Origin of the sequence: Flavobacterium sp., from assembly GCF_030146175.1 — a bacterium.
Lineage (GTDB): Bacteria > Bacteroidota > Bacteroidia > Flavobacteriales > Flavobacteriaceae > Flavobacterium.
The window spans coordinates 43,078-59,335 of the sequence record NZ_JASLCE010000043.1 but is presented as its reverse complement, the minus strand read 5'-3'; the positions used below and the strand labels follow the sequence as shown (position 1 = coordinate 59,335).

Sequence of the window (16,258 nt, the reverse complement as noted above, 5' to 3'; positions counted from 1 at the left end):
AAACCGCCGTATCATTTCGAAACAGCGGCTCTCCCGAAGGTAGTCTCTTATTTAATTTTTCATTCGTTTTTTAGTTTCGTCGTCTTCGATGTTTATCTTCCGTGCCGACTGACTTTGATCACCAAAATTATAGGTAAAAGAAACGTTTAGAATACGGCTGTCCAGATTGATGTTTTCTTTCATGTTGATATTGTTAAACTGCATGGTTCTATAAAACCGTCGGCTTTTAAAAATATCATTTACCGCCAGTTTTACCGTCGCTTTATCCGAAAACAGCTTTTTCTGGATACCGGCCGAAACGACAAAGAAATCCTTGCGCTCGAACGTACTGTATATCGATCGGGAATTGTACTGGAAACTAAATTCCGAGGACAAGCCTTTTTTAAACCTCAGACTGTGTTGCGAATTAATTGTATAACTCCATATTCCGGTCGCGATATCGGTTTCGTTTTGTTCACCACTAAATTCATTTCGGTAGAGATTTAGAAAACTGCTCGAATCCCACCAACGGGTTAGTTTTACCGAAGATGTCAGACTCATTCCGTAATTTTTTCGCGTACTCAGGTTCTCGGAACGCAATATTGTAGTATTGGTATTGTCAATTTGAGTGATTGCATCTACAATAACATCACTGGTTGTACTGTAAAAAAAGTTGATCATATGCTTACTTCGAAACGAATAGCCCCATTCTACCGAATGGGTTAACTCCGGTTGTAAATATGGGTTTCCTTCATAAAAAATAAACGGATCCCTAAAAAAACGGAACGGGTTCAGATCATAATAATCCGGTCGGTCGATTCGTCTGCTATACGACAATTGAACGGTATGCGCTTCGCCGATATTCTTTTTTAGAAACAGACTTGGGAACAACTGCGTATAATTTCTTTTTACAACGGAGTTCATCGTAACCTGATTCCCTTCCGCAATGGTATGTTCGGCACGCAATCCGGCCTGAACATCGATAAATCCGAAGCTCTGTTTGTAGTTGATATAACCGGCATGGATCTGTTCCTTATAAATAAAATGGTTGGTCGTTCCGTGATCAATCGCCCAGTTACCACCGGAAATCGTATCGTAACGCACATCATTATCCGATTTTACAAAGCTGCTTTTCCAACCGGCTTCAAATGACAGTTTTTCTTTTACCCGATATACATAATCGGCTTTCGCTACAAAAATAGTGGTACTCGAAGGTGTCATTCCTCTTCTTGTTGATTCATAAGCACTCTGTACCGGTGTCGGATTAAATTGGGTAGCCAGCAGCGCATTGTCCCGAAAACGGGAATGGGTATAATCGACATCCGCGCTGATTTCCTGTTTTTCATTGTCAAATTTGTGTAAAAAGCTACCGTTATAACTCATACTGTTCCATTTGGAATAGTTATGGTTATTGGTGAGCGCATCCGACAGCAGACTTGAATCGGCCGAACGAACCTTGTTTTCCGACATACTATTGTTCGTATAACTACCGATATCCCCGCTCACTTTAAAGCCAACAAACGTATGCTCGGAAAGATCATATTCCAATCCGGCTTTAAAATTGTTGGTCTTTAACGGTTCGTCCGTTACACTGTACTGATTGGATACTTTATCGAGTCTTTGCCGGGAAGCATCGGTATAGAAACTACGATCGAAAGTAAAAGTTTCACTTTCGCCCCGATAGTATTGATCATAACTTCCGTATAAATTGTATTTTCCGGTTTTATAATTCAGGTTTAATCCACTGCCGAAACGGTTTTTACGGCCACGTCCATAGTTGGCATTTACCGAACCGTTAAATCCGTTACGGGCATTCTTTTTAAGTTTGATATTGATCACTCCGGCATTTCCCGCAGCATCATATTTGGCCGAAGGGTTTGTAATTACTTCTATAGCACTAATAGAAGATGACGAAGTTCCTTTTAATAGATTCGTTAACTGTTGTTGAGACAAATAGGTCTTTTTATCGTTGATCATAATCGTAACCCCTTGTTTCCCTCGCAGGCTTATATTCCCGTCATTATCGACCATATCGCCGGGTGCTTTTTCCAACAATTCCAATGCGGTATTCCCTTCAGACAGTACGCTGTTTTCAACATTCATCACGATTTTATCCGATTGCAATTGGATTAACGGCTTTTTGGTTGTCGCCTCAACAACGACTTCATTCAACAGTTTTCCATCCTGTTTTAAGTTGATCAAAGGGATAATCTGGTTGTTACCGCTTTCCACTTTTATAGCGGGCGATTCGTAGTTTTCGTATCCTAAAAAGCTGGCTTTAACGCTATAGGTACCCGGTGCAATCGTAAATGAAAAAGCGCCATCCGCATCGGTTACCGTTCCATTCACTATTTTTTTGGTTTCCCAATCGAGTATTACGATGTTTACAAATTCCATCGGTAAGGTTTCACTAGCGACTTTACCGGCTAGCGTTGTTGACGTTTCCTGGGCGTATATAGCACACTGGCTGCATACAACCAGTAGTAATAGGTAAAATTGTCTCACGGTTTTGTAGTTTATTGCGGACAAAATTACCAATATTTAGACTAAATAAAAATAATAACTTTCTTAAAATGGTTGTTAAATATTACTTAAAATCGGGAATACTAAAAAGATAAAGCTCCCATTTGGAAGCTTTATCAATTGGTTTTACGCTATTCAATTAATTCATATTCTGGCGAATGGCCAGTGTATTATTATCCGGATCGGAAAAAAATGCAAAATGATCAATATATCCTTTGTCGGATGTATTGGCAACGATTTCACTTACAGTTATACCTTCCGCTAGTAAATGTTCTCTGGTTTTTACAATATCACTAACAATAAAAGTAGGCGCTGTTCCGGTTTCTTCGGGTTGTAGCGGTTTGTCAATATCTTTAAACAATCCTATTGCTACGGTATCCATATCATCGTGTAACAGTTGTAAATAAGAGTCGTTTTCAAAAGTCCCGCCTTTGTTGATCGTGTAATCCGACTGTACTTTAAATCCTAACTTTTCGGTATAGAATTTTTCGGAAACCGGCATATTGCTGACAGATAGTTTGATCACCATTTTTTGCTGCTGTTTTACTTCTTTAAAAATCATGGCTTTCGTTTTTAATCGGTTAATTCTTTTTCTTTAATGCGTTCTGTTTGTTGTGCTTTCCGGGCATCTTCGCCAAATATGGCTTCCAAAATAAGCGGACAAACATCGATACCGCTTATTTTTTCTTTCGTGACGGATTTACTGATAAAAACCGGTTTATCCGCATCATCCGTATCTATTCGTCCGTGCGAACCTTTTACCAGTCCGGCATCAAGGGAAATCAAATCCATGACGGTTCGGAATCCGAGTTTTTTGCGAAGTAATTTTATCGCAATTCGCGGAAAGAGCATTTTCTTTTCCCGATCAAAAAACATTTCCACCGGATCATAACCCGGTTTTTTATGGATGTCGACCGTTCGGGCAAAATCCGGCGCGCGATGATCGTCTTCCCAGTAATAATAGGTAAACCAACTGTCTTTATCAGCGATACAAACCAGTTCTCCGGCTCTTTCGTGGTTGATGTTATACTCTTTTTTACCTTTTTCGTCCAATACACGTTCTATGCCCGGAATGGTTTCCAATAAGGTTTTTACTGTGGCAATCTGCGACGGATCTTTTACATATACATGGGCAATCTGATGATCGGCCAACGCAAATGCCGATGATTGTCCGGCATCCAACAGTTCGAGTCCTCTTTCTTCGCGGATGGTGATATAGCCGTTGTCGCGTAATACCCTATTCACATGAATCGGATTACTAACATTGGTAATTCCATATTCCGATACGATAATCGGGTTGACTCCCTTTTTTTCAAAAAACAGGATCAAGTCTTCACAAACAGCATCAATTTCTTTGATATCCTTCGTAATTTCCGACGATCCCTGTTCGAATTTCTGACAACAATAATCCAAATGCGGAAGATAGATCAACATTAATGTCGGATTATGCCATTCCTGTACCAATTTGGAAGCATCGGCGATCCATTTACTGGACTTTACAGAGGTTTTCGGTCCCCAGAAATCAAAAAGTGGAAAGGTTCCCAACGCTTGCTGCAAGCGATCGCGAAGATCTGCCGGTTGACTGTAACAATCCGGTTTTTTCTGTCCGTCGGCCCAATATTGCGGTCGTGGTGTTACCGAAAAATCGGCATTGGAATACATATTATACCACCAGAACATATTGGCACAGGTAAATTCCGGATTGATCGCTTTGGCCCTATCCCAGATTTTGGGTGCCTGAACCAGTTTATTGGATTGCCGCCATAATTTTACTTCGGCTTCGTCCCGAAAATACCATCCATTACCCACGATACCGTGTTCCGATGGCCATTTCCCGGTTAAATAGGTGGCCTGTGCCGAACAGGTTAAAGCCGGAAAAACCGGCTCTATACTACTTTTAGCCGCTTTTTCTTTTATCCATCGGCTTAAAAAAAGTGTTTCGTTATTGAGTAAACCGGACGTAAGCCCTACTATGTTTATGACTGCTGTTTGCTGCATTTTTTACTGCTTTTATTACGGTTGAATGTTCTGTTTCAAGCTGCATTAAAACCCAGGATAGTTCCCGGTGTATCGCATCGGTTAAATGCATTTGCAGTTGCGATGGCAATACGTCCCAGGTATAGGTTTCGACTTCCAGATGGGTCGAATACGGTTTTTTCGACCAAAGTTGCAACGCTTTACTAATGTCTTCCTGTGTGGACTGTAATCCCTGATAATCCGACAGAAATATCGGTACATGAAAATGGGTTCGAAGTTCTTCGGAATCGCATTCCATCATGTTGGTGATACCTTGTCTTAGATCGGGAAATTTTAATAAGGCTCCCGATTTAGTCCGGATTACCGCCTGATGCAAATAAACCGGTTCGTCAAATTGTTGCAGGCGTGCGGAAAGTGCTTCCCGGTCTGCTTCGGAGGCTATATCGCATTTTAAAGCAGCACTGATTTGTATCTTTCCGATTTTTATCCTGTTGGCTTCCATGATGCGGATTACTTCTTCCGGTTTTTCAAAAGCGACAGCAAAATGGCAAACATCATAACACAATTGGATGTGTTCGCGGATATAATTGCGCGCTTCTGCTCCGGTACATTTTATCTTTTTTACCAATTCGGTTACGCCTTCTTTTAACAGGTAGTTCTGGAAAAAATCAATAAAATCATCGGTATTTTCTAGTAATCCGTCCGGTTCCGGTTCGATATCAAGGTGCATTTTCTTTCCGGTTGTTTTTTGCAAACCGATCAGATGCGTTACAATAGTAATCAGCTGCAGACAACTTTTCTTTTTGGCTTCTTCCCGTTCCGTTTCCTCTTTAAACCAGTATTTATAGGAAAGTGGCGAAGTGGATATGCCTCCGCAAATTTCTTTTGGAACCAATTGTGCCAACAGGTCAAATAATAAACGGGTATAATCCACTCGTTCCTGATGTAACCAGTCGGGCGAATGCACGCGGTCTTTTACTTCCTGTTTGTGGAAATTGCCATACGGAAAACCGTTAATTGTAAATACGTAAACATCGTTTTCCAACAGCCATTGCCGGAACGCTGTCAGGTTTTCTTCCTGTTGTAATGTTAACGCACTTTCATTGGATAATCGCAATCCGATTCCAAAAGGTTTTCCTACGGCCATTTTCGATTTTACGTCGAGCGTATAGCGCTTTAAATTTGCAAACACTTCCTCCCAGGTTTCCCCGGAATGAATGTTGGTACAATAACTCAAATGGGCGTTGTTCCTGATTTTCATTTTATTCCTGAATTAGAACATTCGATTTTGCCAGATATTGAACTGCCTGCGAAAGGATCGTTTTTTCCATATGGTGCACTTCTTCACCACTTCCGATGCCTTTTAACAACATGACAGTGAGTTCTCCTCCCAGATGTTCTCTGAATTCTTCAAGTCCTTTGTACAATAGCGGATTGATTTCCGTTTGGGTTTCATCCGATAATAAAGTGTGAAAAATATCAAAGCCTAAATCTGTTAAACAGGTCAGAATGCGTTGTAACGCATCTTCTTGCAGTCGTCCGGTTTTATAGGAATATACCGCATCCAGTGCGATTCCAATAGCAACGGCTTCTCCATGAAGCACTTCATATCCGGACAAATATTCGAGTTTATGGGCGGCCCAATGTCCGAAATCCAACGGTCGTGACGAGCCTTTTTCAAACGGATCACCTGCCGTTCCGATATGTTCGATATGCAATTGGGCACAACGGAAAATCAATTGTTCCATAACCGACATATTCCGTTCGTTTAACGCCTCGGTATTTTGTGCAATCCAGTTAAAAAAAGCCGCGTCTTTAATCAAGGCTACTTTTACCGCTTCCGAAATTCCCGAACGCCAGTTTCTGTCATCCAACGTTTCCAAAAAACAGGAATCGTTTATAACAGCATACGGCGGCGAAAAGGTTCCCAGAAAGTTCTTTTTCCCAAAGTAGTTGACACTGGTTTTTACGCCTACACCCGAATCGTTTTGCGACAATACCGTAGTCGGAACGCGAATCAGACGAATCCCGCGGTGTGCGATTGCAGCGGCATATCCGGCGGCATCCAGTACGGCGCCACCTCCAATGGCAATCAGATAGGAATGCCTGTCGATTTGGTTGTTGTGAATTAACTGTAATATTTCTTCAATAGTATGATCGTCGTTTTTAATGTTTTCACCGCCTCGTACAATCAATATACTGCTATCGACAGTGTGCAACTGGAAATAATCGGATATGTCGTTAATGATGTTCGGATGATAAACAGCGATATCTCTTTCGATAACCACCACTATTTTGGGATTATCGGTTTTAATGATGTTGATTAGTTCTTTATTGTCGGTTTTAAAGACATTTCGGGTAAAAACAACATCGTAGTGGTATTCTACCTGAAAATGCTGACGGATATTTTGGGCTTTATACATAAGTCATCGTATTAAATTGGACATCAGGTTACGGCAAATTTCCGCGCCAGTAAAACGGATAATGGCAATAACAATAAAACCGGAAGTGCATAATTCCAGTCTGCAAATCCGGCGATATAACAGGCATTGAGTACGATTAGTGACAATACGCCTGTTTTTACGGCTTTTTTGATCCAATCGGGTTGGTTGTTTTTATAGGCTTTATACTTGGCAAAAAAGTTAACACCGTACCAAAGTACCAGAAACGGTGCGGCAATTTTTAAATTGAGATTACCGTATTGGCTTATCCCGATAAATAGCACCACGACTACCGCGTCCAAAAGCATGGCAAGCAAAATGGAGGTTTTGTTGTTTCCACTTACTTCTTTTTGTCCGGTTAATGTTATCGCAGCAATAAACAAGACTGGGATGATCACTACATACCAGTCACGGAACATATTTTCGGGCATAATACTCATGCCGAGTAATAAATTTCCGCCCCGGCAAAGTCCCATATTTAATGGTCCCAGAAACGAATGGTGTTTACCGATTATATCGTATGTTAAAGCCAATACCATAATGATCAAAGCTAAAATACCGCTGGTTACCGAAACCAGTAAGGCGGCTATAATTCCGATAACAAAAAGCAACATTCCTAATACGACTGCTTCTGTAACGGAGACTTTTCCGCTTGGTAAAATCCTTTCCGGACGATTGATACGATCTTCTTTAAGATCGAAAACATCATTAAAAACGATTCCACCGGCATAAAGGCCAATGGTAGCCAGCAATAACCATCCGACACTACTCCACGACGTTGTTTCCCAATCGGTTGCGATAAGGAAACCGGAAATTGCCACGCCGCCCAAAATATCGGATAAAGCCGTCATGATATTGGCCGGGCGCATTAACGTCAGATAATAATATAATTTCATAGTACCTATTAATTATCAACGATATTCGAAAACGATATCACTTTAGCATCCTGTCCTCTCAGGATTCCGCTACCGTCATACAAAGCCGACTGTTCTACGATCATTTCTTTTTTCCAGTCGTCTTCTTTCATTTGTCCGCTTTGCGAATAGGCCGATAAGGCATTTTTATAGCAGGTCAGGTGTACATCTTCCTTGGATATACCTCTTTCCAGCATTAAAGCGGCTGTTTTGGGTACGGATAGCGGATCGCTTACTCCCCAATCGGCTGAACTGTCGACAATAATTCTTTCGGAACCGTATTGTTTTACGATTTCAACCATTCGTTCGTTCCCCATTTTGGTATTCGGATAAATGGTAAATGCAGCCCAGTAACCTCGATCCAATACGTGTTTTACGGTTTCTTCGTTGTTATGATCAATTACAACCATATGGGGCGGAATACCGTGCTCTTCGAGTACATCCATACTTCGGATGGTTCCGTTGATTTTGTCGCGGTGTGGCGTATGCACCATTACCGGAAGGTTAAACAATAACGCCAGTTCTATTTGTTGTCTGAAATATTTGTCTTCTGCAGGTGTTTGGTCGTCATACCCAATTTCGCCAATGGCAACTACGCCTTCTTTTCCGGCAAACAACGGTAATAATTCCATTACCTGCTCGGCCAGTGCTTCGTTATTGGCTTCTTTGGAGTTGAGTCCCATCGTACAATAATGCTTGATTCCAAATTGCGACGCGCGGAAGCGTTCCCAACCGATTAGCGTACTGAAATAATCTTTAAACGATCCGGCTTCGGTTCGGGGTTGTCCCAACCAAAAAGCGGGTTCGATTACGGCTACTATTCCGGCTGCGCGCATGGCCTGGTAATCATCAGTTGTTCTGGATACCATGTGAATATGTGGGTCTATAAAATACATCGTTTTTCTTTTTTAGTAATTTGTAATGGTGTGTTATGCGTTGCTGATCAATGCCTGATAATCGGCTCCTATTTCGTTCCAGCATCTTCCGTGGTTTTCCAGAATTTTGGCGGCTACTTCTTGTTCGAGCGGTGTTCCGGTTTGCATGACTTTATACAGATCGGTTTCGATAACCTCATCGACAAAACCTTCGATTCCTCTCCATATTTCGGGCGTTACGGCTCTTCCCGCCGACCAGCGTTCGTGAATGTATCCGTGAAGCATAAAAGCCAGTTTTTCGTTTGCCCGCAAATCCAGACCATAAATACGGAATAAGGGTCTCGCGGTAAAAACGGCTTTTAAAACCAGTTGGTTCCAGGCATCTTCGGGTAAATACAGGTAGGCATACGGATTATGCAGGGCTATGGCTTCAAAAACATCGGTCATATTGGTGCGTACACCTTCCTGCATCCGCAAGGTGAAATCTTCTGCATTATCAAGAAAATACAGGCCTTTGTATAGGGTTATCAGTTCTTTTATATCGGCTGTTTCGAATAGCAATTTCAGGATGATTTCATTTCTTTCCAGAGGTAGATTAACCATTAAAAATACCCTGCACAATTGTTGGTTATTCCATTCTGAAGCAGCAAATCCGGGATACAGTTTTTCCAGTCGGCTGAGGACTTCCGGTTTGTATTCCGGTACGTCCGGCGTGATATAACGGGGAACCAAACTAAATAAGGAAATGAACTGGTTTCCCAGTTCATCTCTATTTTTAGAACCTATGTTGGCGTCGAACCAGCTGCGTTGGACTTCCGGTAAAGTGTCCTGCAACAATTCCAGTATGACCTGGTGTGCTGTAATTTCTGCCGTTTTATACATCTGTTCGGAATTTTATATTAAACATTTACTCTGTTTGCCATGTACATGTCTTTTTCACTTGGCGTTAAATTATCGTTTGTGATATATTCATAGCTTGGTCCGGCGGTATATCCCGGCTGATTCGGACTCGGCAGTTTTAATAATCGCAAAGCGTATAATCGCAGCGAATACATCAGTCCCATTGCCATGTCAATTTTTTCCGGTGCACCGTTAAACGTGATGTGCAAACTGTTTAACAGGTTGGTATAGGTATAATTGAAGAATTTGCTGTTTACATAAGCGGAAGAATCTGTCGGATAATCGCTCATTTTAGGATTTATGGCCATATTCGGGATTTTTGATTCGTCACACGGAATCGGATCACCGGAATACGAATATCCGCTTTCGGCATTCGGATCTTTTACCAGTTTTCTACCTTTATAGATTTCTTCAAAACGGTAATAATGTGCCGGTTCGGCGGCTTCGTCCGGTCCTAAATCTTTTTCACTTATAAATGGATCGGTACTGGTTCCTTCTCCCTGATCCACAATGATATTGATCCCTCTTAATGCGGCCAATAAATCCGTGATCGGGAATAATTCTTTGGCTGGGAACCATTTTTCATTGGTCATCTGATACGTCGAATCGCCTGTAAAGATGGTTTTACCTTTCAGTTTTGCTTCTGCTTCCAGAAATGTAAGCTGTTTGGCAATTTTATCGTAAAACATTCCGATAGTCAGCTTATCTTCTGCTCCTTTCATCATCATAAAACTTTTTATTTTGATCGGATCTTCCGGTTCTTCAATCGCCATAAAAACATCTTTCATCAGGTCTTTTGTGAACTTCGCGATCGGCACAATCAGTCCGGTATCAACGCCTCCCGGAAGTGGTCCCGGATACGTTGGGATAAAACCGGGTTGGTTTAATACGGGTTTCCCTCCAATGGCGTTCAGTAAGTTACAAGCGATGGATAAATGCAGCATTTCTTCTACTACAACCGATCCGATTAATTTTGAAATCTCGTCATTCCCGGTTTCAAACAGGGTAAACATCGCCGTCAGGTATGGTGGAATCGTAGAATGTTCCAGCTCTATTGCCGTTTGAAGTGCCTTTCTGACATCATCAATCGTTTCTATTCGTATATTTTTAAGATAGATCATGAGTAGTTTGTTTTTTGTTTTGTTGTTTGTTTTGTTTGTTTTAGCTCCTTTGGATGATACGTTCTGCCGTCGATAATTCGACCAACGCATTTTCTTCTATAACACTGTCGAGATAATTCAGTATCATTTGCTTTTTGTCTCTCGAAAGGTCACGGGTTACCGGCATATGGTTCGGGTCTTCTCTTGGCAGATCGAAAACAAATCGCAGTAGTTTGGCATTGTTATCAACCACTTCTCTATTGGCCAAATTGAAAATCCCTTTGGACATTAACGGATACAAATTGGCATATTGCTGCATTACGGGTTGCACGTCTTTGTCCCAATCCGGTTTGGCAATGATCTCCTGCTGAATGGCATCGAAAACCAGAATACTGATAAAGTTCGTCGGATCGATACCGGATAACGTTGCCGGCGTTACAACAGGATTATTATTTTCCATGCTAAACGTGAAATCGACCGTCGGATAGCCATCCAGGTAATACCATAACGCATAAACCTGTCCATCGATAAAGCCTCTTGGGTTTTGCGGATTGGACGCTTTTACGCTTACTGTCGCTTTTCCATTTTTATCGGTCACCACATTGGATTCGAAAGCAAGAATATTGGGCGACGAAGTAACCGGAGTTCCGTCTCCTTGTCCCATGATATTGATCAAACTATCCTGAAACTGACAAATAACCACCTGATTGTCCATTGGCTGCCCTAAATTGGTTGCAAAAAAATCGATGGTGCTTTCTTCTCCCGGATTCATTCGGAATACAAACTGATCGGCTCTTACATAATGGGTAAGTTCTTTAACTAAAGGCGATAAGCTTCCGTCCGGTAGCTGGTTCATGATTGCCAATGGGCAATTTCTCACCATATCCACCTGCTCGTCATTTAGCCTGATCTTAACCAAACCACCTCTGTTTTCATACCATTTTGGTAGCTTAAAGTTGAGCTCTCCCAGCGGAACATAATCTTCACCCCCAATGTTTGCAGCTAGAACCAATGTGCGTGATTCTGCAATTGTTCCTTCCGGGCCTTTTGTTTGCAGAAAATTTCCAAGATCCAGAATAAATTGTTTGGTTTCTTCCTCTAGTAATCCATTGGCCACATATACGGAGGTGCTCAATGGCATATACATTCCACTGTTACAGGTAAGATCGGAAACGAATTGTCTTCCCATAAGAAAGTGTTTTGGTTCATCCAGACGCGATGGTCCGATACTTCCCACTATTCGGCCAATCGTAAAATGGGCGGAATCGTGTATCTGATTAAACACATCCACGTTGAATTTCATCGATAAGCGATCCGGACTTTCACTTCTTAATTCTTCCAGATAACGGGATTTACTTTCTACTTCCGACCATTGCAGGTCTGTCACAACCGACTGATAGCTGGCCGATGCGCCTCCAGATCCTTTTTCAGTGGTTGAACGATTCCACCAAATGTCGTTAAAGGCAATCGGTTCGAAATTTCCTTTTACAAAATCGGTTTCGCCCTGTCCAATTCTAACGATCATTCCCCAAATCTGAGAAACCGATTGTTGTTGAGGATCCAGATCGACAATTTTTCCGGCCACCCGGCTGTTGGCATCCATAATACTCATTCCGATAATCGGATCGGCATTCGGATCGCTGGTGGTAGTACCGTCCTTATAGGTCACACTAGTGATCACACAATCGATCAGACGCCAGTTTCCGGTTCCGTCCGGATTCCACCAACCATTCGTTCCTCCTGCCCCATATTCCTGATAGCTGGGCTGGAAGGTCTCATTGTTGTAATGATTCACATCATTGTTTACCGTGGAAGGATCTGCCTGAAACTTCCCCGAAAAGGTAAGTCTCGGTGAATTTAAATAAGCCATATTATAACAAGTTAAATTATTACGTTAATGAAAGATTTGGGGCAATTATTTTATTCTCAAAATGAGATTATTTATTATTTATTCAAAACCTGGTATCCCTATAACCGAAAATAAGCTACTGATATGTCCATACTCCATTTAAAAAAGTATAAATTTCACAAATACAAACACTTAACCACCAAGTATAAATACCCGTTTTATCAATCGCGTATTTCCACTTAATCACATTGCTAACCGTACGAATCTTTCCCTTAATACGCTAAAACACTGTAAAAAAGACAACTAAATAATAAATTTAAAAATATAAAATATTCTCAAAAAGAACCATTGTTTTTTAATTTTATTTTAAAATAATCACATTTTGTGTATTTTAGTTATCCCAATTAATCCCAAATCACTATTACTTATGGTACAAAAATCACTTTCAGCGTTATTGCTTTTGTCTTTGATGACCCTTTCAGGATGTCATCACGATCACGATCCGGAAAATAACAACCACGATTCCATGTTTTTTATCGACTATCGGCATCTTGGCGGCGGATCAGACGGTATGGCCGTAATCGAGCTCGATCCCGAATCACCCAACTTCGGAAATATCAGTAGTAAACTGGAATTGGGTGTAGGCGTACTTCCGCATCATATCTATTACGATTATTTTGCCCAAAGACTCTACACTACCGCTTTAGGTGGCAGTTATTTGTATCAGATCCGTACGGTGGAAGATGCCAATGGCTTGCCTACGTTGGTTAATGCCACTCCTATTAATACCGGTACCAGTACCGTTGGAGAAGATATTTTCTTTACCAGCGACAATCGTTATTTTGTAACCTTTATGGGTGGCGACGGAAGCCTGAAAGGCGGAAGTGTGGGGGTTTTTAACGCATCCAATAACCAATTGATCAAAACAATATCCGGTTCTATTGATGTCAACCCAAACAAGTTTATTATGTATCCACATGGTATTTCGATCAGTGAAGAAAAAGGACTCATGATGGTTACCTCAACGATACATCCGGATCTGACTTCCGGCGTGGGGAATACGTGCACCTTAATCGATTTAAATACGTACGAAATGATCGAAACCTATACCGTTGCTGATAGTCCGACGGATATGTCCAGTCCGGTGGAGGTTTTATTACTGCGAGGTCAGTTTCCGAAATTTGCCTTGGCTACGACGATGCTTGGCGGCGATATCTGGATGGCTCCCTATAATGCGACTACCGGTAAATACGATGCCTTTACAAAAGCATTCGACGGTTCGGCTATGGGATTGGGATGGGCTCTGGAAATGTATATGGACAATAACAAACAACTTTACGTTAGTTTCGGACAACCCGGAAAAGTCTTGGTATTCGACATCAGCAAATTGCCAACGTTAAAACTGTTGCGAACACTGGACGCCGATGAAGGGGCGCATCATATGGTTTTCTTTAAAACAAAATCCGGAAGAGAGGTGGTTGCGGTTCAGAATAACCTGCTCAATCTACCCAATCTGAATTCCGGTACGATTACGGTAGTCGACGTAAAAACCGGCGAAAATCTGGGCAAAGTCGATTTGCGAAATCGCTATGGTATATTGCCGGAATCGATTGAAGGCACCGGAGGTCCAAGCAATTATCTACACCATTAATGCTAAAAATAAAAACACCCGGTAATCCGGGTGTTTTTATTTTGTCTGGGTATTACTTTTCCAGTTCTTTAACCGCTCGCAATATCAGTTTGGCAATCTCATGCGGATGGGAAACCATTGAGGCGTGACTGGCATCCAGCGACAAGGTTTTGGCATTCATCCTTTCGGCAAAAAAATGTTGGGTCACCGGTGGCAGCATCTGGTCGCTTTCCGAAATCTGATACCAAACCGGCAATCGCTTCCACCCTACGGTTGTGGGCTTGTCTTCAAAACATCTGCCCGATGTGGGCTTATGGGTTGCCGCCATAACCAAGGCTTCCGCTTCGGAACAATCGTGCGCAAAACTTTCCCGGAATTTGTCTCTCTTAATCCAGAAATTGCCGTACGCATCCGGGTAAATATGAGCGCCTCCTGCCGGAACAGCATCTTTTGTCAGCAGGTATTTTAGGTTTTCGGTTTCATCCGGCGCAAAAGCCGCAATATACACCAGACCTACCACGTCCGGACATTTTGCCGCGGCATCGGTAATAACTACGCCGCCATACGAATGGCCAACCAAAAGCGTCGGACCATCCAAAGATTCAACCAGGCGTTTTACGGTTTCTACATCATCGGCCAATGCCGTTAGCGGATTTTGTGCCGCCACGACCGTATGTCCCGCCATTGCCAATTCGGGGATGACATTTTTCCAATGAGAACCGTCTCCCCACGCACCGTGAACCAGTACTATATTGAGTTTATTTGCCATAATTTTTGTTTTAAATCAGTCTATTAAAATTACGAAAAAAACATTTTATACAAATTGATTTTGCTTTTTCTTCGCTTCTATTTAACAATTCTGAAATTTTATAAACAATTGACCGTAAAAGTATTATTCTTCAAAATACTTTTTACCTAAAGTGTGTAGTCGGCGTAGTTTAAAAGCCAGGATAATTCTAAAAAGACCATAGGTAATAAAAGCCAATGCCGTCCAGATGATGATGGTCATTCCACCAAAAATCGGATTCCAGATCATAATAAACGAAAAGATCAATCCCAGAATTCCGAGTAACAATAACCAATACCAGTCCCGCACACCAAAGCCTTTCAGGTCGAAAGCATAGCCCATAGCCGCAACCGAACGGAACAACAGTATAAAACCTACATAAAACGGCAATACTGCCATCGACAATCCTACGTTGGATGCCAATACAATTCCGAACAATAAATCGATAATCCCGCCGGCTAATATCCAGCCCCAGTTGTCGATTTCTTTCCGATTGCTAATGGAGAAAATAATTTCGAAGATTCCGTTTACTAAAAAAACAACACCAAACAACAGTGCCAGCGTTACATAGGATTCCAGTGGCGTTTTTAAAATCCAGAATCCGAATAAAAGAAACAGAATACCTACAATAAGCGATAAATACCAATGTTTTACAGCATTTTTAATGTTTTTGAACAATTGATTTTCCATATCGATCGATTTAAAAGTGAATACAGCTCCTTATTTCTTCTTTTGCCTGTCCAAATTCAAAATTTCCTGTCAGAAGAAACTTTTATTTGGTTTTAAATTACTAAATTTCTGTGACTTTTACAATTATATCTAATCGATACGCTTATGAAAAATCTTGTCTTAGCCTTGTTCGCCTTAGTGGTAATGGTGTCTTGTTCCGATAAAAAAACAGATCGAAAAGAAACGTTACACCAAAACGAAAAACTGATCCAACAGTATTTCGACTATTTTAACAAGCACGATTGGGTAAAATTATCCGAAATGTATACCGAAACAGCCGAATTTCGGGATCCGTCGCTCGGTCCGGAAGTCGTAAAGCAATCCCGTTATCAGATCATTAAAAAATATACGGAATTAGCGCAACTGTTCCCCGATCTTAAAGATAGCGTTTCGACGATTTATCTGGCCGGAGAACATCATGTGGTAGTAGAGTTTACTTCGAGTGGTACAGCACCGGATAAATCCCGGTTCCTGCTTCCGATCTGTACTATTTTCACTATTGAAAATGGAATGATCAGTAAAGATTTTACGTATTACGACAATTTCGAATAACC

Annotated in this window: 14 protein-coding genes; 2 read left to right on the top strand and 12 right to left on the bottom strand. The window is 41.5% G+C overall.

The window, feature by feature from the left end; all coding sequences use genetic code 11:
- Positions 1-51: 51 nt before the first annotated feature.
- The 10 genes from Q1R07_RS05090 to Q1R07_RS05045 form a co-directional block, all read right to left on the bottom strand.
- Positions 52-2,484, bottom strand: coding sequence for an outer membrane beta-barrel protein (locus Q1R07_RS05090; protein WP_300486709.1), 2,433 nt, complete (start codon positions 2,482-2,484; stop codon positions 52-54).
- A 157-nt stretch (positions 2,485-2,641) separates the two neighbouring features.
- Positions 2,642-3,064: a VOC family protein gene (locus Q1R07_RS05085; RefSeq protein WP_300486706.1), complete on the bottom strand. Its 423-nt coding sequence runs from the start codon at positions 3,062-3,064 to the stop codon at positions 2,642-2,644.
- A gap of 11 nt (positions 3,065-3,075) precedes the next feature.
- Complete coding sequence (locus Q1R07_RS05080) at positions 3,076-4,500, bottom strand: nucleotide pyrophosphatase/phosphodiesterase family protein (protein ID WP_300486703.1); 1,425 nt, start codon at positions 4,498-4,500, stop codon at positions 3,076-3,078.
- Complete coding sequence (gene eboE, locus Q1R07_RS05075) at positions 4,445-5,740, bottom strand: metabolite traffic protein EboE (RefSeq protein WP_300486700.1); 1,296 nt, start codon at positions 5,738-5,740, stop codon at positions 4,445-4,447. Before eboE ends, Q1R07_RS05080 begins: the two co-directional genes overlap by 56 nt.
- A gap of 1 nt (position 5,741) precedes the next feature.
- The gene (locus Q1R07_RS05070) at positions 5,742-6,902 is read right to left on the bottom strand and encodes a 3-dehydroquinate synthase (RefSeq protein WP_300486697.1); all 1,161 of its coding nucleotides are present in this window, start codon (positions 6,900-6,902) and stop codon (positions 5,742-5,744) included.
- A 23-nt stretch (positions 6,903-6,925) separates the two neighbouring features.
- Positions 6,926-7,816, bottom strand: coding sequence for a UbiA-like protein EboC (gene eboC / locus Q1R07_RS05065; protein WP_300486694.1), 891 nt, complete (start codon positions 7,814-7,816; stop codon positions 6,926-6,928).
- A gap of 8 nt (positions 7,817-7,824) precedes the next feature.
- Entirely contained in the window at positions 7,825-8,730 is a 906-nt protein-coding gene (locus tag Q1R07_RS05060; RefSeq protein WP_300486691.1) for a TatD family hydrolase, read from the bottom strand.
- A 33-nt stretch (positions 8,731-8,763) separates the two neighbouring features.
- Positions 8,764-9,591 (bottom strand): EboA domain-containing protein, encoded by an 828-nt coding sequence (locus Q1R07_RS05055; RefSeq protein ID WP_300486688.1) that lies wholly within the window; start codon positions 9,589-9,591, stop codon positions 8,764-8,766.
- A gap of 17 nt (positions 9,592-9,608) precedes the next feature.
- Positions 9,609-10,730 (bottom strand): ferritin-like protein, encoded by a 1,122-nt coding sequence (locus tag Q1R07_RS05050; RefSeq protein WP_300486685.1) that lies wholly within the window; start codon positions 10,728-10,730, stop codon positions 9,609-9,611.
- A gap of 40 nt (positions 10,731-10,770) precedes the next feature.
- Positions 10,771-12,579 carry a hypothetical protein gene (locus Q1R07_RS05045; RefSeq protein ID WP_300486682.1) on the bottom strand — a complete coding sequence of 603 codons (1,809 nt, stop codon included), beginning with the start codon at positions 12,577-12,579 and terminating at the stop codon, positions 10,771-10,773.
- A gap of 406 nt (positions 12,580-12,985) precedes the next feature.
- On the opposite strand from Q1R07_RS05045, the gene Q1R07_RS05040 reads away from it, so the two are divergent.
- Positions 12,986-14,209, top strand: coding sequence for a hypothetical protein (locus tag Q1R07_RS05040; protein ID WP_300486680.1), 1,224 nt, complete (start codon positions 12,986-12,988; stop codon positions 14,207-14,209).
- A gap of 52 nt (positions 14,210-14,261) precedes the next feature.
- Here Q1R07_RS05040 and Q1R07_RS05035 read toward each other — a convergent pair whose 3' ends face one another.
- Entirely contained in the window at positions 14,262-14,957 is a 696-nt protein-coding gene (locus Q1R07_RS05035) for an alpha/beta hydrolase (protein ID WP_300486677.1), read from the bottom strand.
- 123 nt (positions 14,958-15,080) lie between these two features.
- Positions 15,081-15,665, bottom strand: a complete 585-nt coding sequence (locus Q1R07_RS05030) for a DUF308 domain-containing protein (RefSeq protein ID WP_300486674.1) — start codon at positions 15,663-15,665, stop codon at positions 15,081-15,083.
- A gap of 144 nt (positions 15,666-15,809) precedes the next feature.
- Between Q1R07_RS05030 and Q1R07_RS05025 the strand changes: the two genes are divergently transcribed.
- Entirely contained in the window at positions 15,810-16,256 is a 447-nt protein-coding gene (locus tag Q1R07_RS05025; RefSeq protein ID WP_300486671.1) for a nuclear transport factor 2 family protein, read from the top strand.
- Positions 16,257-16,258: the final 2 nt, after the last annotated feature.